We start from the raw sequence: 18,693 nt of genomic DNA on the forward strand, positions 1-18,693 counted from the left end.
CGCACCAGACGCCGCGGGGCCCGCCCTTCGGGCGGACGACGGGAATTGTCAGACAGGCCCTAGTTCACGGGCCGTGTCCAGGGTCCCCCGCTCGGGGTTGCGCGTCCACAGGCTGTACTCGTTCTGCAGCTCGGCGATCGGATGCACGGCGTGGGCCCGCCGCAGCGTCACGGCGGACACCTCGGACAGGCCGAGCGCCCGCACCTTTCCCGCCTCGACGAGTCCGGCCATCGCTCCGACGCTCTCCTCGACCGGCACCTTCCGGTCGAGGCGGTGCAGGTAGTAGAGGTCGATGACGTCGGTACGGAGCCGGGCCAGCGCCTCGTCGACGGTGCGCCGGATCGTCTCCGGGCGCCCNGACGACCCGGCGGCCGTCGACCCCGGTCATCCCGCACTTGCTGGCCAGCACGATCCGGTCCCGGTGTCTGGCGAGCACCCGCCCGACCAGCTCCTCGTTGGCGCCGAAGCCGTAGAGGGCGGCGGTGTCGAAGAGCGTCACGCCCTCCTCCAGCGCCGTCAGGAGCAGCCGCTGGGCGCCCTTGGGGGAGGGCGCGACACCGTAGGCGTGGCTCAGGTTCATACAGCCCAGACCGACCGCCGGGACCTCGAAGGCCCCGATCCGGCGCGGGGCGTGCCCCGCGCCGGCCGGCGTCACCGCGCTCACGAGCCCGCGACCCCGTTCAGTTGCTCCTCCAGTGCCGCCAGCGTCCGGTAGCAGGCCAGCACCTGGGCGACGGAGGAGTTCGGCTCGCGGCCCTCACGGATCGCGGCGACGAACTCGCGGTCCTGCAGCTCGATGCCGTCCATCGACACGTCGACGCCGCTCACGTCGATCGGCTCGTCCTTGCCGGTGAACAGGTCGTCGTACCGGGCGATGTAGGTGCCGGTGTCGCCGATGTAGCGGAAGAACGTGCCGAGCGGGCCGTCGTTGTTGAACGACAGGGACAGGGTGCAGATGGCGCCGTTCGCCGCGCGTAGCTGGATCGACATGTCCATCGCGATGCCCAGCTCGGGGTGGATCGGCCCCTGGATCGCGTGGGCCTGCACGATCGGCGAGCCGGTCTGATACGCGAACAGGTCGACTGTGTGCGCGGCGTGGTGCCACAGCAGGTGGTCCGTCCAGGAGCGCGGCCGGCCGAGCGCGTTGAGGTTGGTGCGGCGGAAGAAGTACGTCTGCACGTCCATCTGCTGGATGGTGTACTCGCCGGACTCGATCCGCCGGCGCACCCACTGATGGCTGGGATTGAAGCGGCGGGTGTGGCCCACCATCGCGACCAGGCCGGTGCGCTCCTGCGCCGCCGCGCACGCCTCGGCGTCGGCGAGGGAATCGGCGAGCGGGATCTCGACCTGCACGTGCTTGCCCGCCTCCAGGCAGGCCAGGGTCTGCGCGGCGTGCATCTGCGTGGGGGTGGCGAGGACGACGGCGTCGACCTCGTCCATGGCCAGTACCTCGTCCAGGGAGGCGACGGCGCGGCCCACGCCCTGCTCGGCGGCGAACTCCTGGGCCCGTTCGAGGCTGCTGCTCACGACGGCGGCCACCTCGACGCCCTCGATGCGGCGGAGCGCGGCGGCGTGCTTGGCGCCGAAGGCGCCGCCGCCGGCCAGGGCGATCCGGAGGGTTCGGTCGTCGGTCATGTCAGTTCTCTCCTTCGGCGGGCGCCTCGGCCCGGGGGTGGTTCTCCAGGATCAGGTGGCCTACGGCCGTGTTGGACGCGGGCACGTGGTAGAAGCGGTGCTTGACCTCGACCTCGCCCGTGTCGTCCACGTCGCTCATCGCTCCGCGGGCGATCAGCCACATGACGAGCTCGATGCCCTCCGAGCCGGCCTCCTCGACGTACTCCAGGTGCGGCACCTGCGCCAGCCCGGCCGGGTCGGTTACGAGCCGGTCGAGGAAGGCGTTGTCCCACTCCCGGTTGATGAGGCCGGCGCGGGGGCCCTGGAGCTGGTGGCTCATGCCGCCGGTGCCCCACACCTGGACCTTCAGCGGCCGGTCGTACGACTCGATCGCCCGGCGCAGCGCCCGGCCGAGCTCGAAGCAGCGGGCGCCCGAGGGCACCGGGTACTGCACCACGTTGACGTGGAAGGGGATCACTTTGCACGGCCACTTCTCGACGTCGCCGAACATCAGCGACAGCGGGACGGTCAGGCCGTGGTCGACGGTCATCTCGTTGGCGAGAGTGAGGTCGAAGTCGTCCCGGATGAGCGAGTGCGCGATGTGCGCGGCGAGGTCGGGATCGCCCTCGATGCCGGGGACCGGGCGGGGCCCGTACCCTTCGTCGGCGGTGTGGAAGGCGGCGCCCGTGCCGAGCACGAACGTCGGGATCAGGGACAGGTCGAACGACGAGGCGTGGTCGTTGTAGACCAGGAAGACCACATCGGGGAGGTTGTCCCTCTCCCACGCCTTGGAGTACTCGTACCCGTCGAACAGCGGCCGCCAGTACGGCTCCCCGGTCCTGCCGTGGTCCAGTGCCGCGCCGATCGCCGGCACGTGCGAGGTGAAGACGGCACCGGTGATCTCGGCGTGCTCGGCCGGTGCCTCAGGCGCGTGGGCCGCTTCGAGGACGGCGTGGTCGATCCGGTTTCCCTCGACCGAGCGGCCGCCGCGGACCATCATGTCGCGGTACTCCTGCTCGGTCATGCCGGTCATCGAGCCCGCCATCTGCTGGAACGAAAGGCCCAGCGTGGCACCCCACTTGGCGAGGAAGTAGATATTGCCGCCCTCGCGCATCGCCGCGTTGAGGTCGCGGTCGAGCAGCGCCCGCTTCTGCTCCTCCCGCAGCGGCCACGCGTCCAGGTAGGCACGCTCGTCCGCGAGGTAGCGCGCGCGGTTCTCCGCCGTCATCAGCGACATGCAGAACTGGTTGAGGTGGTACCCCTTGGCCGATTGCTCGGAGTCGAAGACGGTCGTCCCCGGGACCAGCTTGTAGGTCTTGTCCAGCGACATGCTGGGGCTCCAATCGAGGGCGGGTCAGTAGGTGTCGGGCCAGTACAGGCGCATCGGGTTGTCGACGAGCAGCTTGCGCCGGAGTTCGGGCGTCGGCGCGATGTGCGGGACGAAGTCGACCAGCAGTCCGTCGTCGGGCATGTGGTCGGTGAGGTTCGGATGCGGCCAGTCCGTCCCCCACAGCACCCGGTCGGGGAACTCCTCGACCACGCGCCGGGCGAAGGGGACGACATCGCGGTAGGCCGCCCGCTCGCCGTCGAGGGCCGGCGGACCGCTCACCGAAAGCCGTTCCGGGCACGTCACCTTGCACCAGATGTCGGGCCGGGCCCGCATGAAGTCCAGGAAGCTCTCGAAGCCGGGTCCGTCCGGGTCCTTGGCGGTGTCCGGGCGGCCCATGTGGTCGATGACCAGGGGGACCGGGATCGCCAGGAGGAAGTCCCGCAGGCCGAGGAGGTCCGCCGCCTCGAAGTAGACGACGACGTGCCAGCCGTACGGTGCGATCCGCTCGACGACGTCCCACAGGTCCTGCCGCGGCGCCGTGTCCACCAGCCGCTTGACGAAGGTGAACCGCACCCCGCGTACGCCCGCCTCGTGGAGCTCCCGCACCTGCGCGTCCGTGACGTCGGGCCGCAGCGTCGCCACGCCCCGGGCCAGCCCGCCCGAGGCCCGCAAGGCGTCGACCATGGCGGAGTTGTCGGCGCCGTGACAGGTCGCCTGCACCACCACGTTACGGGCGAAGCCGAGGTGGTCGCGGAGCGCGAAGAGCTGGTCCTTGGACGCGTCGCACGGCGTGTACCTGCGCTCGGGCGCGTACGTGAACTCGGCGCCCGGGCCGAAGACGTGGCAGTGCGCGTCGACGGCGCCGGCGGGGAGCCCGAACTGCGGCCGGCTCGGACCGGCGTACCAGTCCAGCCAGCCGGGGGTCTTCTCGAAACTCGTGGTCATGGTCCGCCCTCAGTCCTCGTACCGCAGGCCGAGCTCGGCCAGCGGGCCGCGCATGCCGTAGATGTCCAGGCCGAGCTCTCCTGCCCGGAACCGCGCGCGCTTGCCCTCTTCGCCGGCCTCGCGGGCGGTCGAGGCGGCGGCCACCTCGGCGGCCCGCTCGCGCGGCACCACGACGACGCCGTCGGCGTCCGCGACGACCACGTCACCAGGCCGCACGAGGGCGTTGCCGCAGACCACGGGCACGTTGACCGAGCCGAGGGTGGCCTTGACCGTGCCCTTGGCGTTGACCGCGCGGGAGAAGACGGGGAAGTCCATGCTCTCCAGGTCGGCGACGTCCCGGACGCCGCCGTCGATGACGAGCCCCCGGCAGCCCCGGGCGCGGAAGGAGGTGGCGAGCAGCTCGCCGAAGAAGCCGTCCTCGCTCTCGGTCGTGCAGCCCGCGACGACGACGTCCCCGTCCTGGATCTGCTCGGCGGCGACGTGCAGCATCCAGTTGTCGCCGGGCTGGAGCAGCACGGTCACGGCGGTGCCGCACATCCGGGCGTTCGGGTAGGCCGGGCGCAGGTAGGGGCGCATCAGCCCGACCCGGCCCATGGCCTCGTGGATCGTCGCGACGCCGAACGTCGACAGCGCGGCGACGACCTCCGGGTCCGCCCGGTCGATCTTGGTGTGGACGACGCCGATTTCGGTGTGTTCCATGGGTACTTCTCCTGGGGTCAGCGGCTGGTCGCGGTGAGACGGGCGGTGAGCCGGGGGTAGACGCGTAGGGCGTTGCCGGAGTACACGGCGGCACGCTCCTTGTCCGAGAGGTGCGGGGTGGCGTCGATGTACCGCTTCGTGTCGTCGAAGTGGTGGCCGGTGCGGGGGTCGATGTCGCGGACCGCGCCGATCATCTCGCTGGCGAACAGGACGGACCGGCTGGGGATCACCTGGGTCAGCAGGTCGATGCCGGGCTGGTGGTAGACGCAGGTGTCGAAGAAGACGTTGTCGAGCAGCGTCTCCGGGTCCGGCCTGCCCAGCGCCATCGCGAGGCCGCGGAACCGGCCCCAGTGGTACGGAACGGCCCCGCCGCCGTGCGGGATGACGAACCGCAGCGTCGGGAAGTCGGCGAACAGGTCGCCCTGGACGAGCTGCATGAACGCCGTGGTGTCGGCGTTGAGGTAGTGCGCGCCGGTGGTGTGGAAGGCCGGGTTGCACGAGGTGGAGACGTGGATCATCGCGGGGATGTCGTACTCGACCATCGCCTCGTACAGCGGGTACCAGCTACGGTCGGTCAGCGGCGGCGCTGTCCACCGCCCTCCCGACGGATCGGGGTTGAGGTTGACCGTGACCGCGCCGAGCTCCTCGACCGCGCGCTGCAGCTCGGGCAGGCAGGTCGCGGGGTCGACGCCGGGGGACTGCGGCAGCATCGCGCCCGTCGCGAAGCGGTCGGGGTAGAGCGTGCTGACGCGGTGGACGAGGTCGTTGCAGATCCGTGCCCACGTCGAGGAGACGGCGAAGTCGCCGATGTGGTGGGCCATGAAGCTGGCGCGCGGCGAGAAGACGGTGAGGTCGCTGCCGCGCTCGTCCATGAGCCGCAGCTGGTTGGGCCCTATCGCGGCGCGCAGGTCGTCGTCGGTGATGACCAGCTCGTCGGGGTCCGGGGCGGGGCCGCGTCCCTCGGCCGCCGCGATCTGCCGGTCGCGCCACCGGGCCAGCTGCGGCGGTGCGGTGGTGAAGTGACCGTGACAGTCGATGATCATGGGTTCGCTCCTGGGGGGGGCGTGGGCCGGACGGGGCAGGGCTTCGGGCCGTCGGACGCCCGGCGGCCGCCGGGGTCGGCCCTGGGCGCTGACGGGCCAGCCGGTGTACTGCTCCGAGAGGTAGGCGCGCCCGGCGCGCGTGCCCACCACGTTGTCGAGCTCGCCGAGCTGACGGCGCAGCTCGAACGGCGAAGCGCCGGGCGGGGTGTGCAGCAGCCGGGTCAGCCAGTGGGAGAAGTTCTGCGCCCGCCAGATCCGCTGCGACGCCCGCGGCTGGTACTCGTCCAGCGCGACCTCGCCCGCACTGCCGAGCGCCTTCAGCAGCACGTCGGCCAGGACCTTCACGTCGTGCAGCGCGAGGTTGAGCCCGCGGGCACCGGTCGGCGGCACCGTGTGCGCCGCGTCCCCGGCGAGCACCATCGAGCCCCAGCGCATCGGCTCCTGCACGAACGACCGGAACCGCAGCACCGCCTTCTCCAGCACCGGACCCTCCTGGAGGCGGAAACCGTCCTCACCGGCCACCCGGGCCTGGAGCGTCTCCCAGATCCGGTCGTCCGACCAGGCGTCGACGGACTCGTCGGGGGCGCACTGGAAGTACATCCGCTGCACGGTCTCGGTGCGCTGGCTGATCAGCGCGAACCCGTGCTCCGAGTGGGCGTAGACCAGTTCGGGCGCGCTCCGCGGCGCCTCGGCCATGATGCCGAACCACGCGAAGGGGTACTCCTTGCCGTACCGCACCCGCCGGTCCTCGGGTACCAGGTTGCGGCACATGCTGCGGGACCCGTCCGCGCCGACCACGTACCGCGCGCGGATCTCGTGCCGGGAGCCGTCGGCCGCGGTGTAGCGGACCCGCGGGGCATCCGTGGCGATGTCGAGGACCTCGGTGTCTCTGACGCCGAAGTGGACCGTGCCGCTGTCGCGTTCGCACGCGTCGGCCAGGTCGATGAACACGTCGGTCTGCGGGTAGAGCCACACCGACTCGCCCACCAGGGCCTTGAAGTGGATCCGGTGTGCCCTGCCGCCGAACCGGAGTTCGGTGCCCTCGTGCTCGTGGCCGTCCCGCAGGATCCGGTCCGAGACCCCCGTCTCCACCAGGTCCCGGGCGACGTCGGCCTCCAGGATCCCGGCCCGCTGCGTCGTCTCGATCCCGTGCCGGGTGCGGGTGTCGAGCACGATCGTCCCGACCCCCGCGCGCCCGAGCCGGTGCGCCAGCATCAGGCCGGCGGGACCGGCGCCGACGACGGCTACGGGGACCGAGGCGACGGTGTCGACGGGGGCATCGGCCATGGCATCTCCTGAGCGACCGTGAACGTTCCGAGCACCCCGAACGTTGGCACCCGGCCCGCCCCCCGGTCGCTGCCGTTTCCGTCAGGCGGAAGCCCTTCCCGGCCCGGGGCCTCAGGAGGCCGTACGGGTCCGTCGGCCGAGCTCCTCCGAGATCCCGTGCGCGGCCCGCAGCAGCGGCTCCCGCAGCCGGCGCGCACGGCCCGCGCCCCGCGCCGTGATCACCACCCCCAGGGCGGCGCTCACGGGCCCGGCCCGCCCGATCCGCACGGGCGCCGCCACCGCGACCGTGCTCTCCGACAGCTGCCGGTCGCTGACGAAGACGTGCTCGCGGCGGATCCGGTCCAACTGCGCCCGCAGCGCCTTCGGGTCGACAACCGTGTGAGGGGTCCACGCCCGCAGCGGCGCGTCGAGGACCTCCTCCTGGATCTCCTGCGGCGCGTGCGCGAGGAGCACCCGCCCCATCCCCGTGGAGGCGACCGGGAAACGCGTCCCCACCATCGTCAGCAGCTCCACCGACCGGTGCCCGGCGATCCGCTCGACGAACACGAGCTCCGTGCCCTCCCGCACCGCGAGCTGGATGTTCTCGTGCGTGACCTCGTACAGGTCCTGCATGAACGGCAGCGCCACATCACGCAGGATCTGGGTGCGCGGGCACCCCGAGGCGATCTCCCAGAGCCGCAGCCCCACGTGCCACGACCCGTCCTCGGCCCGCTCCAGCGCGCCCCAGCCCGCCAGCTCGGTCACCACCCGATGCGTCGTGCTGAGGGCGAGCCCCGCGCGCTGAGCGATCTCCGACAACGTCTGCGACGGGTGCTCGCGGTCGAAGGCCGAGAGGACCTCCAGGACCTTTCCAGCCGCCGTGCTCCGGGGTGTGCTCACGCCGCCAGTCTCGCAGACCGGCGTTGAGGCACGAGGTCGCGCGACGTACCATCTGCCGGACACCAAGGAGGCGACGTGGACCGGGACATCTCTGGGCTGTCCTCGATGGCGACGCGGCCGGTACTGGCCGAGCTGTCCGAACACCTCCGGCTCGCTCACGGGCTCCCCGTACGTTTCGACTCCGCCGGCGGGGTCGAGATCGCGCGGCGGGTGCGCGAAGGCGCCGAGGCCGACCTGCTCGTCCTCTCCGACGGCGCACTGGCCGAGCTGGAGAAGGAAGGGCGCATCCTCGAGGGCACGAGGCGACCGCTGTGGATTTCGCAGGTCGTCGCCGCCGTGGCGGAGGGAACCCCCGTTCCGGCACTCGGCTCGGAATCCGACCTGCGAGCCGCGCTGACGTCCGCGAAGGGGATCGCCTACTCCACCGGGCCCAGCGGCACGGCCCTCATCGATCTGATCACGCGGCTGGATCTCGCCGACGCGCTGTGTGAGCGGCTCGTCCAAGCGCCACCGGGGGTGCCGGCAGGTAGCCTGCTGGCGTCCGGCCAGGCCGACCTGGCCTTTCAACAGCACAGCGAGCTGATGGACCTGCCGGGCGTCGTCGTCCTCGGCCCGCTGCCAGGTGACACCGCCATCAGCTCGGTGTTCAGCGGGGGAGTACTGGCCGCCTCCGGCCGGCCGAGCCTCGCCCGCGAAGTCCTTGATCTCCTCGGCTCCGACGCGGCATCAAGAACCGCCCGCGCCAAGGGGATGCGGGCACCGGGGGACCAGTGACCCGAGCCGGAAGTGTGTCGATTGAACTCTCGCCGGGTCGGCTCCGCAAGCACCCTTCCACCGGCTCGATGACGCGCTCGCCGGGCCGATGAGCAGGGCATGAGCCGGGATGTGCACAGACCCACACCGCGTTCGGCGGACGCCGTCGGACGACCACTGAGCTGCCGCCAACTTGAAGTTGCAGGTCAAGAGGCTGGTGTGCCAGCCTGTAGGGATGCTCACGCTGGTGGTAGGCGGTAGTCTGCGGTGTAGATCGTCTGTCGCCGCAGGTTTTGCTGGTACCTGCGAACCGAGTTTCTCGATGGCGTGAGGCGGCTGTCGGTGACCACCCGGCTCATGAATTTCATGGGGAAACGGCCGCGTGTGTTCGGCTTGGCGGACTGGACGCCGCAGTGGGGTGGGACGTGGTTGGTCGGCCACCGCCGACTCGGATGCGATATTCGGTAGCGGACGGAGTCAATGCGCACCACGATGCGAGCATGGACTCAGGCGAGCGCAACAACGAAGCGGCGGTGACTCGGTGGACCCCTTCCACCATCTACCCCGACATGTGGGTCGATCCGGATGACGACCCGCGCGAGACGGAAGTCGAGACGGTCGACGAGCTCGGCTCTCTGCAGGAGAGTCTGCGCTACTTCCGCCTGACCATCGAGATGAAGTGTGCGGGCCTGGATGCCGAGCAGATGGCCCGGCGCTCCGTACCGCCGTCCACGATGTCCCTGCTCGGGCTGGTGCGGCACATGGCCGAGGACGAACGGCACTTCCGCCGGATGGCCGGCGAGGACTCGCCCAGGATCTACCGCACCCCTGAAGACCGTGACGGCGACTGGAACGGAGCGGTCGCCGACCCGGCGGTCGTGGAGGATGCCTGGCGGCAGTGGCGGGCCGAGAGCGAGGTGACCGACCGTTTCATCGCCGGCTTCGCTGACCTCGGCACGCGGACCGGGGAGGCGCCGCTGCGCGAGATCCTGGTGGCGCAGATCGCCGAGTACGCGCGACACTGCGGCCACGCCGACCTCCTTCGCGAGCGGATCGACGGCCGAGTAGGCCAGTGATAACACCCGCCGTATGGATCGGGGAGGCAGGAGAAGCCAGCCGGTGTTGGCGGGTGTCCCGGGGAGCCGGGCCCCTGCGTCGGCGAGGCGGTAGGAACCGCGGCCGCTCTCCGTGACCGTGCCACGCGAGGGGGGGCTGACCGTCCGATTCTTACCCGCTGTGGCCGGTCAGCCTTCTACGATCGGGTGCATGCTGGATCCCGAGCTGCTGGAACGGATCACCATGCGCCGCGCGAAACTGGACGAACTCGAAGAACAACTGGCCAAGCAGTTGGCCGAGGTGCGGGCCGAGCGCGACGAACTGGCCGTCGCCGAACGTGTCCTTGAGCGGGTGAGTGCGCAGCTCGCCGACGAACGCGTCTCGGCTGCGTCGGCGCCCGGGCAGGTGGGCGGTCGGGCGGTGATGCTGATCCCACACCGCGAGCCGGGATTGGAGGAGAACACGCTTCCGCCGGAATACCAGCGCATCCTGTCTGCCGTGCGGCAGGCCGCTGGGCCGGTCATGGCCCGGGAGGTCGGCGAGATGCTGACAGTGGACGTCAGCGTGAAGAGCAAGCTGGAACCTCTGCGTGGGAAGCTGGTCAGACTGACGGACCGCGGCTGGCTGCGCAAACTGCCCGACGGCAGGTTCACCACCCACATCTGAGCAGATACGCAGCCGCCCGGGGTAGCGTGACGCGGGCGTAACCGGGCTACCCCCGGTGGCTGTTGGAATTGTGTGACGAATGCTAAAGAACGCGCCGAAGACACCTGCCCGTCTGTCTACCAGTGCCGTCTGCCGCTGTCCACGCGAACCATCAACCACCTCGCCGATCTCCTCAGACGCCGACTGAAGGCGATTCGGTCCCGGTGGCGGATCCTGCCGCCTGGGAGGATCGCGGTGATCGTCCTGGCCGTACTGCGTCACGACCAGCGCCTGGCCGACATGGCCGGCGGCAACGACGTGTCCGAGTCCACCGTCCGACGCTGGCGCGACGAGCTGATCGGACTGCTCGCCGCCCAGGCGCCGCGCCTGGACCGCGCCCTGAAGCACGTCGCCAAGCAGGGTGGGGAGGTGGTCCTGATCGACGGCACACTCATCCGCACCCGGCGCCGCACCGGCAAGGCCGACCGGCGGAACTACTCCGGCAAGCACCGCAGCCACGGCCTGCACTTCCTCGCCCTGACCGACGAGAAGGGCCGCCTGATCTGGATATCCGCCGCCCGCCCGGCCGCACCCACGACAACACCGCCGCGCGCTACGACCACATCCTGGCCCACCTGCGCGCCGCCGGCCTCGGGGCGTTGGCCGATCTCGGCTTCCGCGGACTGGACAACGACATCCTTGACCCCGTGATCGTCACCGGCTACACCGCCAGCCGCACCCACAAGCTCACCCCAGGCCAGAAGGAAGCCAACCGCGTCCTCGCCGTGGGACGCGCACCGGTCGAGCACGGCTTCGCCCACCTCAAGAACTGGCGGGTCGTCACCAAACTCCGCACCGACCCCGCCCACGCCACCCAGCTCCTGCGCGCCCTGCTCGTCCTGACGAACCTCGAAGTCAACCGCTGACGGATGATCTTCTCCGTGGGCTCCCGCCCACGACCAGCATGAGCACCCTGAGGACCAGCCACACCAGCCCTCTTGACCTGCTACTTCAAGTTGGCGGAGACTCACTGGAGTCCAGCGCCCACCCTGCGCCGGGATCACGAGGACGCGCGAGGCACCAGCACGACTTCGATGGCCGGGGCGTCGGGTGTGTCGGTTCCGTTGATCTGCCCGTCGATGATGTCCGCGACCAAGGACGGCGGGACGAGGTCCAGGCGGACGGTGGTGAGCGGCGGGTGCTGGAGGGCCGAGGTCACCAAGTCGTCGGCGCCGACGACGGCCACGTCGCCGGGGACCCTGATGCCGACACTCTGCAGAGCGTGCAGGAGGAGCGCCGCGTACTCGTCGTTGTAGGCGAACACACTGTCGAGCCCGAGGTCTCCCCAAGCCGCGGCCACGTCGGAGGCTGAAGCGTGCGTGTACGCCATGGGTACCTCGGTGACGGTCGCGGTGCTGCGCGAGGCGACGGCCCTGGCTCCCTCCAGACGCGGTCGGGCGAACACCTCCAGGCCCCGCTCGCGCGGCATCACCACCCCGATGCGCCGGCGTCCTCGCACGACCAGATGCTCGGCGGCGATCTCTCCGATCCGGGCGTGGTCGAACCGCAGAGTGCGTACACCCTCCAGCGGGCGGGCCGCCAGGGCCAGCACCGTGCCCACGCCCGCGCGGTGCAGGACCTGGACCGCCTGCGCCGTGAGGCGGTCGCCGTCCAGAGCCAGCACCGCCGCAGGCCGCAGCTCGGCCCACGCTCGCGCGCCCGTCGCGGCGTCCGCGTACCGTCCCGCGTGCAGAACGGCTGTGTACCCGCGTTCCTCCAGCTCGCCGTGCAACGCGTCGAGCCACGTGCTGACCAGGTGGCCGATCGCCGACACCGACGCCGGGATCAGCACCAGATTGCTGTGTCCCGCACGCAACGACCGCGCGGCGGCGTGCGGGACGTAGCCCAGCTGCTGGGCGGCCTCCCGTACCCGTGTGCGCGTCGCCTCGCTCACCCGGTGCGTCTGGGTGTTGTTGAGCACGAACGACACCGTGGCGCGTGACACCCCCGCGAGCCGGGCCACATCCGCACTCGTGACCGAGTTCGCAGCCATCGGCCTTCTCGCCCTCCGATCCTTCCCCTTGCCTGCCTGAACGCACAACGGGTGCACCATTCAGCCGTTCCAGCAGGTTACACGCGCTGTCCTCAGGTGGCTCAAGGTGTCCGAGGCGCCCGCACGGGCGGCAAGACGACCGCGCCCTTGTTACACGTGAAGTCTGGGTCAGCCAAGCGATTCTCGGTCGACCTCTAGGCGGAAAGCCGTCGGGCTGCTATACAAGGGGCCACCCGGTTGACACGTGTAACGTCCCGGATCGCCACTCCCGGTCCCACCCCCTGCCGTGCCGCGACCGCGACTCCCCTCCCCTCCCCTCCCTCCCCGTACCGGGGCTCACCTGTGCTTCAAGGAGGCCGTCATGAGTAGACCCGAGATCCAGATTCCGGCGCAGGAGGCGCCGACCGTCCGCTCCGGCGGCGGTCCTCTGGGACGGCTGCTCGTCCTGCTCGCCGTCGGGCACACGGCGATGTTCATGGTCTACATGGGTGTCGGCCAGGTGCTGCTGCCCGTACAGGTGGAACTGCTGGACCCCGCGGACAAGGTCGCCAACCTCGGCCTCGTCTCCGGCGTCTCCGCGGTCTTCGCCACGCTCTTCAACCCGTTGGCCGGACTGCTGTCGGACCGCTCCCGGCGGCGGAATCCGTGGATCCTGGGCGGCGGTCTCGCCGCTCTGGGCGCGCTCGCCCTGCTCGGCGCGATGCGCACCCTGCTGCTGGTCACCATCGGCTGGTGCCTGGTGCAGGCGATGATGAACATCTACCAGGCCGCGATCACCGCCGTCGTTCCCGACCGTGTTCCGGTCGAACGCCGGGGCCTCGCCTCCGCCATGGTCGGCATCGGCACCCCGATCGGCGTGATCGCCGGCGTCACGCTCGCCGCCTCCTTCGTGCCCCACGACATACGCACCGGCTACCTCGTCCTAGGCGCGGTCATCGCCGTGGTGGCCGTACTGTTCACGGCGCTGGTGCGCGAGCAGCGCCTTCCCGCCGTGGAGTCGGTACCGCTGGGCCAGCAGTTCGCGGCGTTCGGTGCGGCCCTGAAGGCGGGCGACTTCCGCTGGGCGTTCATCGGCCGGTTCCTGATGATGCTCGGCTACTTCATGGTCACGCTCTTCCAGCTCTACATCCTCCAGGACCACATCAGCCTCCCCGCGGAGATCGAGCCGGCCGCGGCCATGGCGATCCTCTCCCCGATCAACGCCGTGTGCATGCTGCTGGCGACGGTCGTCGGCGGGGTACTGTCCGACCGGATCGGGCGACGCAAGCCGTTCATCGCGGTCTCCTGCGTCCTCACCGCGATCGGCATGCTGATTCCGGTGGTCAGCCCCACGTGGACGGGCATGCTCGCCTTCGCGGTCGTCACCGGGCTGTCGTTCGGCTGCTTCATGGCGGTGGACACGGCCCTGGTCACCCTGGTCCTGCCGAGCGCCGACGACGCGGCCCGCGACATGGGCGTCCTCAACATGGCCAACGCCGGCCCTCAGATCATCGGCCCGTTCCTGGCCTCGTTCGTCGTCGCCTCACTCGGCGGCTACAACGCCCTGTTCGCAGCGGGCGCGCTGATCACCGTCGTCGGGGCCCTGTCCGTCGTCCCGATCCGCGGCGTGCGCTGATCCCGCCCGTACCCCCTTTTGGAGAACACCTTCATGACTCCCGCGAACACCTTCATGGCTCCCGCACCGCGCAACGACGGCCACCCCTATCAGAACCCCTCCCTGCCCGTGGACGAGCGGGTCGCTGATCTCCTGTCCCGGATGACCCTGGAGGAGAAGGCCGGCCAGCTGTTCCACACCATGCTCCCCCTGCACGACGACGGCCGCCCCGTCGAGGCGGGCGACGAGACGGCCATGATCCCCACCGACACCAGCGGGCTGATCGGTTCGAAGCTGTTGAGCCACTTCAACCTCCTTGGCAGCACCGGGCCGCGGCAGATGGCCGAGTGGCACAACGCGATCCAGGAGATGGCCGCCGCCACCCGGCTCGGCATCCCAGTCACCGTCTCCACCGACCCCCGCCACTCCTTCACCACCAACATCGGCGCCTCGTTCAGCGCCGGAGCGTTCTCCGCCTGGCCGGAGCCGACCGGCCTGGCAGCCGTCCGCGACCCCGAACTCGTCCACCGGTTCGCGGACATCGCCCGCCGTGAATACCTGGCCGTCGGCCTGCGCGTGGCCCTGCACCCGCAGATCGACCTGGCCACCGAGCCCCGCTGGGCCCGCCAGGCGGGCACCTTCGGCTCCGACGCCACCCTCACGAGCGAGCTGGTCCAGGCGTACATCCGCGGCTTCCAGGGGGAAACCCTCGGCAAGGGCAGTGTGGCCACCATGGTCAAGCACTTCCCCGGCGGCGGCCCGCAGAAGGACGGTGAGGACCCGCACTTCCCGCACGGCAAGGAGCAGATCTACCCCGGCGGCATGCGTGACTACCACCTGGAGCCGTTCAAGGCCGCCATCGCCGCCGGTGCCTCCCAGATGATGCCGTACTACGGACAGCCCATCGGCACCGACTGGGAAGAGGTCGGCTTCGGCTTCAACAAGGGCGTCATCACCGGGCTGCTGCGCGAACGCCTCGGCTTCGACGGCATCGTCTGCACCGACTGGGGCCTGCTCACCGACGCCCCCGTCTTCGGCGAGATGCACCAGGCACGAGCCTGGGGCGTCGAACACCTCACCGTCGCCGAGCGTGCCGCCAAGGCTCTGGACGCCGGTGCCGACCAGTTCGGCGGCGAAGCCTGTCCCGAGGTCGTCGTCGAGCTCGTCCGCTCCGGCCGCATCAGCGAGGAGCGCGTCGACGCCTCCGTACGCCGCCTGCTGCGCGAGAAGTTCGTCCTCGGCCTGTTCGACCAGCCGTACGTCGACCCCGGGCGGGCCGAGGAGATCGTCGGCGACAGCGAGTTCCGCGGCGCGGGCGAGGTCGCCCAGCGCCGCTCGCTCACTGTCCTGGTCAACCGCGACGCCACCCTGCCGGTCACCCGGCCGCGTCCGAAGCTGTACGTGGAGGGCATCGACGCGCAGGCCGCGGCCGCGTACGGGGAACTGGTCGACGCACCGGCCGACGCCGACCTGGCCCTGGTGCGCCTGCACACCCCGTACGAGCACCGCGACAACAAGTTCGAGTCGCTGTTCCACAGCGGCCGGCTGAACTTCACCACGGAGGAGCTGGAACCGATCCTCGCCGTCCTCGACGCCGTCCCGACCGTCGTCCTGATCCACCTCGAACGGCCTGCCGTCATCCCCGAGATCGCCGAGCGCGCGGCCGCGGTCGTCGCCGACTACGGCGCGAGCGACGGAGCCCTGCTCGACGTGGCCTTCGGCCGGGTCAAGCCCGAGGGGCGCCTGCCGTACGAGTTGCCCCGCTCCATGGCCGCCGTCGAAGCCTCCCCGAGCGACGTGCCGAACAGCACCGCCGACCCGGTCTTCCCGTACGGAGCCGGGCTGGACCTCTGAGCCACCGGGGGCGGCGCTCAAACCGTCCCGCTGGCCGCCCCCGGTCCTACTCCCCACCCCCCACCCCCCACCCCCCACCCCCCACGCGCACCGCACACACCGTCCGACCACCGAGCCGCACAAACCGAGCCGCACAAGAGGACCGTAACCATGAGCCGTACCCAGCGCCGCAGACGTACCCTTGTCACTCTCACGGTCACCGCCGCCCTCGCCTGCACGGGCGCGGCGGCCTCCGCGAACACCCCGGCATCCGACCACGCCCCGCAGACCGGCCAGTCCCGCCCACTCGCCGGACTGCGCGTCCTGCTCACCAACGACGACTCCATGCGGGCCGCGACGACCAGCAACGCCGACGGCCTCGGCCTGTACGAGATCCGCAAGGCCCTGTGCGACGCCGGCGCCGACGTCGTCGTCATCGCGCCCTGGCAGGTGCAGTCCGGCAGGGGCACGGCCGTCACCAACGGCGGCACGCTCTCCCTGAGCCACCGCGCCCAGTTGCCCGCCGGATACGAGAACGACTGCTCCGGCACCCCCTCCGGGTCGCCCGTCTACGGCGTGTGCCTGGCCACCGGGCCGTGCGGTCCCGACTCGCCCAGCGCCACGCCGACGGACACCGTCAAGTTCGCTCTGCGTGCCGGCCTCGCCGCCAAGGCCGGCTGGCGGAGCGGCCCCGACCTGGTCGTCGCCGGCATCAACTCCGGCCCGAACGTCAGCGCCCAGGTCAACGACTCCGGCACCGTCGGCGCCGCGCTCGCCGCCATCCACGAGGGCGTCCCCGCCGTCGCCTTCTCCTCGTCCGGCGACGCGACCCAGCGCCACTTCCCGGTCGCCAACTACCGGGCCCACGCCCGTTTCGCCGCCGGGTTCCTCGGCGGACTGCGCGAGCGGGGCCTGTTCACCGACCGGTTCGCGCTCAAGGTCGACTACCCGGACGTGAGCGCCGGGCAGAAGGCCAAGCCCCCGGTATGGACGAGCGTCGGCCATGGCAAGGTCGTCTGGCATGCCTACGAGCCCCGCACGCCGGGCGAGCCGGGTGGTGACCTCTTCGACATCACCCTCGGCATCTGCGACAACAAGCCGACCAGCGACTGCACCGAGACCGTCAAGGACGCCGACTCCACCGCGATGCTCGGCCGCGGCCACATCGCCGTTGCCCCCGTCACCGCCGACCGCACCTACGGCGCCAGGACCAGCGGTGCCGGGCAGCGCGACCTGGCCCACCTGAAGTGGTACGTCGAGCGCCACGCTCCGCGTTCCTGACCCGGACCGGCCGTCCGCGAGCCGCCGCCCTGACGCGGGGGTTCGCGGACGGCCTCTCACCCCAGCGCAGTAGCCGCACGACCGCCCGGAGGGCAGCCCCATGACCGCGAGAACCTCGTCGTCCCAGCTCGTCGTCGTCCGCACGAGTGCCGGCCCCGTCCGCGGCGAGCGCCGCACACACGGCGTTCGGTTCCTGGGCATCCCCTACGCCCAGCCGCCCGTCGGCCCGCTGCGGTTCGCCGCGCCCGTGCCGTCGGAGACCTGGACGGACGTGCGTGACGCCACTGCGTACGGGCCCACCGCGCAACGCCGCCGGCTGTTCGAGGTCACCACCATCCCCGAACCGATCATCCCGGGCGAGGGCACGCTCAACCTCAACGTCTTCACCCCCGACGTGGCCCCCGACGCGGGATGCCCCGTCCTGGTGTGGATCCACGGCGGCGGCTTCCTTGCCGGCAGCGCTGCCAGCCCCTGGTACGACGGCGCCGCCTTCAACCGGGACGGCGTCGTCGTGGTATCGATCGGTTACCGGCTCGGTATCGAGGGCTTCCTGCACCTGCCCGACGCGCCGGACAACCGGGGCGTGCTGGACTGGATCGCCGCCCTGGAATGGGTCCAGCAGAACATCACGTCCTTCGGGGGCGACCCGCGCAAGGTGACGATCGCTGGCCAGTCGGCGGGCGGTGGGGCCGTGCAGACACTCCTCGCCACCCCCGCGGCCCGCGGCCTGTTCCGCGCCGCGATCTCCGTGTCCGGCGCCGTGATGCAGCCCCAGGGCCGCGAGGTGGCCGAGGCGGTCACCCGCCTGCTCACCACCCGCACCGGCGTGCCTGCGACCGCGGCCGCGCTCGAGAACCTGTCCGACGCCGGACTCCTCGCCCTCCAGGACACGCTGACCTCCCCCGATCCGGACCAGGCCGGCCCGCCCGTACTCGCCCTGGCCCCGTTCGCCGACGGCGACCTGATCCCCGAACCCGTGCCCGACGCGCTCACCTCGGGGGACGCGGGAGCCGGCATCCCGCTGATGCTCGGATTCACCGCGCACGAGTTCAACGTCATCCCCCAGCCCGACGCCACCGCCTCGACCCTGCGCGCCATGCTCGCCGCGCTCGGCCTCGACGACGCACGTATCCGCTCCTTCCTCGACGCCTACGACGGCGCGGAACCCGGCGCGCTGCAGAGCCAGGCCATCACCGACGTCGTCTTCCGCGCCCCGGGCCTCGCCATCGCCGAGGCCCGTGCCCGGCGCGAGCGGCCGACCTGGCTCTACGAGTTCCGCCGCCCTTCCTCCGCGACCGGCTTCAAGGGAATGGCCTACCACTGCGCAGATCTGCCCTTCGCCTTCGACCTCCTCGACGCCGAAGGCGTCAGCGCCGCCCTCGGTGACAACCCGCCGCAGGATCTCGCCGACGCCATGCACGCCGCCTGGGTGGCGTTCATCCACGACCTCGACCCCGGCACCGGCTGGCCCCCGTACACCACGCCGCACCGCAAGACCCGCATCTGGGACACCACGTCACACACCGCATCCGATCCCCTTCGCCCCCTCCGCAAGATCTGGTCGCCGACCGCACCGCGACAGCCGGCGGAGTGACCCCAGGAACAGCCTCGCCTGACGAAGCGCGTCACCTGCCGGTGGCCCGCACATCCGCAACGTCCTCGACGAGACCCCGCGAGACGA

General features: G+C 71.1%; 15 protein-coding genes and 3 pseudogenes. 8 read left to right on the forward strand and 10 right to left on the reverse strand.

Annotation, left to right across the window (positions count from 1 at the left end; genetic code table 11):
• Positions 1–48: 48 nt before the first annotated feature.
• The 9 genes and pseudogenes from HTZ82_RS32570 to HTZ82_RS27355 all read right to left on the reverse strand — a co-directional run bounded on the left by HTZ82_RS32570 (position 49) and on the right by HTZ82_RS27355 (position 7,797).
• Entirely contained in the window at positions 49–342 is a 294-nt protein-coding gene (locus HTZ82_RS32570) for an aldo/keto reductase (protein WP_309235715.1), read from the reverse strand.
• 100 nt (positions 343–442) lie between these two features.
• Positions 443–580 (reverse strand): annotated as a pseudogene (locus HTZ82_RS32575) (aldo/keto reductase); the annotation flags it as partial.
• Positions 581–660: 80 nt separating this feature from the next.
• A complete protein-coding gene (locus HTZ82_RS27325) occupies positions 661–1,635 on the reverse strand; it encodes a Gfo/Idh/MocA family oxidoreductase (protein ID WP_175412056.1) in 975 nt (324 codons plus the stop codon).
• 1 nt (position 1,636) lies between these two features.
• Complete coding sequence (ligA, locus tag HTZ82_RS27330; RefSeq protein WP_175412057.1) at positions 1,637–2,944, reverse strand: protocatechuate 4,5-dioxygenase subunit alpha; 1,308 nt, start codon at positions 2,942–2,944, stop codon at positions 1,637–1,639.
• 24 nt (positions 2,945–2,968) lie between these two features.
• The gene (locus tag HTZ82_RS27335) at positions 2,969–3,889 is read right to left on the reverse strand and encodes an amidohydrolase family protein (RefSeq protein WP_175412058.1); all 921 of its coding nucleotides are present in this window, start codon (positions 3,887–3,889) and stop codon (positions 2,969–2,971) included.
• A 9-nt stretch (positions 3,890–3,898) separates the two neighbouring features.
• A complete protein-coding gene (ligK, locus tag HTZ82_RS27340) occupies positions 3,899–4,588 on the reverse strand; it encodes a 4-carboxy-4-hydroxy-2-oxoadipate aldolase/oxaloacetate decarboxylase (RefSeq protein WP_175412059.1) in 690 nt (229 codons plus the stop codon).
• A gap of 17 nt (positions 4,589–4,605) precedes the next feature.
• Positions 4,606–5,631, reverse strand: a complete 1,026-nt coding sequence (locus tag HTZ82_RS27345; RefSeq protein WP_175412085.1) for an amidohydrolase family protein — start codon at positions 5,629–5,631, stop codon at positions 4,606–4,608.
• 99 nt (positions 5,632–5,730) lie between these two features.
• Positions 5,731–6,918: pseudogene (locus HTZ82_RS27350) on the reverse strand (4-hydroxybenzoate 3-monooxygenase); the annotation flags it as partial.
• 111 nt (positions 6,919–7,029) lie between these two features.
• The gene (locus HTZ82_RS27355; RefSeq protein ID WP_175412060.1) at positions 7,030–7,797 is read right to left on the reverse strand and encodes an IclR family transcriptional regulator; all 768 of its coding nucleotides are present in this window, start codon (positions 7,795–7,797) and stop codon (positions 7,030–7,032) included.
• Positions 7,798–7,872: 75 nt separating this feature from the next.
• Here HTZ82_RS27355 and HTZ82_RS27360 point away from each other — a divergent pair, with 75 nt between their 5' ends.
• From HTZ82_RS27360 to HTZ82_RS27375, 4 genes and pseudogenes are all read left to right on the forward strand, one after another.
• Positions 7,873–8,571 carry a substrate-binding domain-containing protein gene (locus tag HTZ82_RS27360; protein WP_175412061.1) on the forward strand — a complete coding sequence of 233 codons (699 nt, stop codon included), beginning with the start codon at positions 7,873–7,875 and terminating at the stop codon, positions 8,569–8,571.
• A gap of 479 nt (positions 8,572–9,050) precedes the next feature.
• On the forward strand, positions 9,051–9,626 hold the full coding sequence (locus HTZ82_RS27365; RefSeq protein WP_096624206.1) for a DinB family protein: 576 nt from the start codon (positions 9,051–9,053) through the stop codon (positions 9,624–9,626).
• A 190-nt stretch (positions 9,627–9,816) separates the two neighbouring features.
• Complete coding sequence (locus tag HTZ82_RS27370) at positions 9,817–10,272, forward strand: hypothetical protein (RefSeq protein ID WP_175412062.1); 456 nt, start codon at positions 9,817–9,819, stop codon at positions 10,270–10,272.
• Positions 10,273–10,551: 279 nt separating this feature from the next.
• Positions 10,552–11,177: pseudogene (locus HTZ82_RS27375) on the forward strand (transposase family protein).
• A gap of 134 nt (positions 11,178–11,311) precedes the next feature.
• Here HTZ82_RS27375 and HTZ82_RS27380 read toward each other — a convergent pair.
• Complete coding sequence (locus HTZ82_RS27380; RefSeq protein WP_254712137.1) at positions 11,312–12,304, reverse strand: LacI family DNA-binding transcriptional regulator; 993 nt, start codon at positions 12,302–12,304, stop codon at positions 11,312–11,314.
• Between the two features lie 361 nt (positions 12,305–12,665).
• On the opposite strand from HTZ82_RS27380, the gene HTZ82_RS27385 reads away from it, so the two are divergent.
• The 4 genes from HTZ82_RS27385 to HTZ82_RS27400 all read left to right on the forward strand — a co-directional run bounded on the left by HTZ82_RS27385 (position 12,666) and on the right by HTZ82_RS27400 (position 18,606).
• Positions 12,666–13,919 (forward strand): MFS transporter, encoded by a 1,254-nt coding sequence (locus HTZ82_RS27385; protein WP_175412064.1) that lies wholly within the window; start codon positions 12,666–12,668, stop codon positions 13,917–13,919.
• 33 nt (positions 13,920–13,952) lie between these two features.
• The gene (locus tag HTZ82_RS27390) at positions 13,953–15,752 is read left to right on the forward strand and encodes a glycoside hydrolase family 3 protein (protein WP_254712138.1); all 1,800 of its coding nucleotides are present in this window, start codon (positions 13,953–13,955) and stop codon (positions 15,750–15,752) included.
• A 150-nt stretch (positions 15,753–15,902) separates the two neighbouring features.
• Positions 15,903–17,012 (forward strand): 5'/3'-nucleotidase SurE, encoded by a 1,110-nt coding sequence (gene surE, locus HTZ82_RS27395; protein WP_175412065.1) that lies wholly within the window; start codon positions 15,903–15,905, stop codon positions 17,010–17,012.
• A 100-nt stretch (positions 17,013–17,112) separates the two neighbouring features.
• Positions 17,113–18,606 carry a carboxylesterase/lipase family protein gene (locus tag HTZ82_RS27400; protein WP_175412066.1) on the forward strand — a complete coding sequence of 498 codons (1,494 nt, stop codon included), beginning with the start codon at positions 17,113–17,115 and terminating at the stop codon, positions 18,604–18,606.
• Positions 18,607–18,693 lie beyond the last annotated feature (87 nt).

This window comes from Streptomyces sp. TRM64462 (genome assembly GCF_013362995.1).
In the GTDB taxonomy this organism is placed as follows: domain Bacteria; phylum Actinomycetota; class Actinomycetes; order Streptomycetales; family Streptomycetaceae; genus Streptomyces.

What these genes read in the sequence shown, in the direction of transcription:
- HTZ82_RS27385 (WP_175412064.1), top strand. Translation starts at nt 12,666, where the DNA reads ATGAGTAGACCCGAGATCCAGATTCCGGCGCAGGAGGCGCCGACCGTC.
- HTZ82_RS27380 (WP_254712137.1), bottom strand. Translation starts at nt 12,304, where the DNA reads ATGGCTGCGAACTCGGTCACGAGTGCGGATGTGGCCCGGCTCGCGGGG.
- HTZ82_RS27335 (WP_175412058.1), bottom strand. Translation starts at nt 3,889, where the DNA reads ATGACCACGAGTTTCGAGAAGACCCCCGGCTGGCTGGACTGGTACGCC.
- ligA (WP_175412057.1), bottom strand. Translation starts at nt 2,944, where the DNA reads ATGTCGCTGGACAAGACCTACAAGCTGGTCCCGGGGACGACCGTCTTC.
- HTZ82_RS27345 (WP_175412085.1), bottom strand. Translation starts at nt 5,631, where the DNA reads ATGATCATCGACTGTCACGGTCACTTCACCACCGCACCGCCGCAGCTG.
- HTZ82_RS27400 (WP_175412066.1), top strand. Translation starts at nt 17,113, where the DNA reads ATGACCGCGAGAACCTCGTCGTCCCAGCTCGTCGTCGTCCGCACGAGT.
- surE (WP_175412065.1), top strand. Translation starts at nt 15,903, where the DNA reads ATGAGCCGTACCCAGCGCCGCAGACGTACCCTTGTCACTCTCACGGTC.
- HTZ82_RS27370 (WP_175412062.1), top strand. Translation starts at nt 9,817, where the DNA reads ATGCTGGATCCCGAGCTGCTGGAACGGATCACCATGCGCCGCGCGAAA.
- HTZ82_RS27325 (WP_175412056.1), bottom strand. Translation starts at nt 1,635, where the DNA reads ATGACCGACGACCGAACCCTCCGGATCGCCCTGGCCGGCGGCGGCGCC.
- ligK (WP_175412059.1), bottom strand. Translation starts at nt 4,588, where the DNA reads ATGGAACACACCGAAATCGGCGTCGTCCACACCAAGATCGACCGGGCG.
- HTZ82_RS27390 (WP_254712138.1), top strand. Translation starts at nt 13,953, where the DNA reads ATGACTCCCGCGAACACCTTCATGGCTCCCGCACCGCGCAACGACGGC.
- HTZ82_RS27365 (WP_096624206.1), top strand. Translation starts at nt 9,051, where the DNA reads ATGGACTCAGGCGAGCGCAACAACGAAGCGGCGGTGACTCGGTGGACC.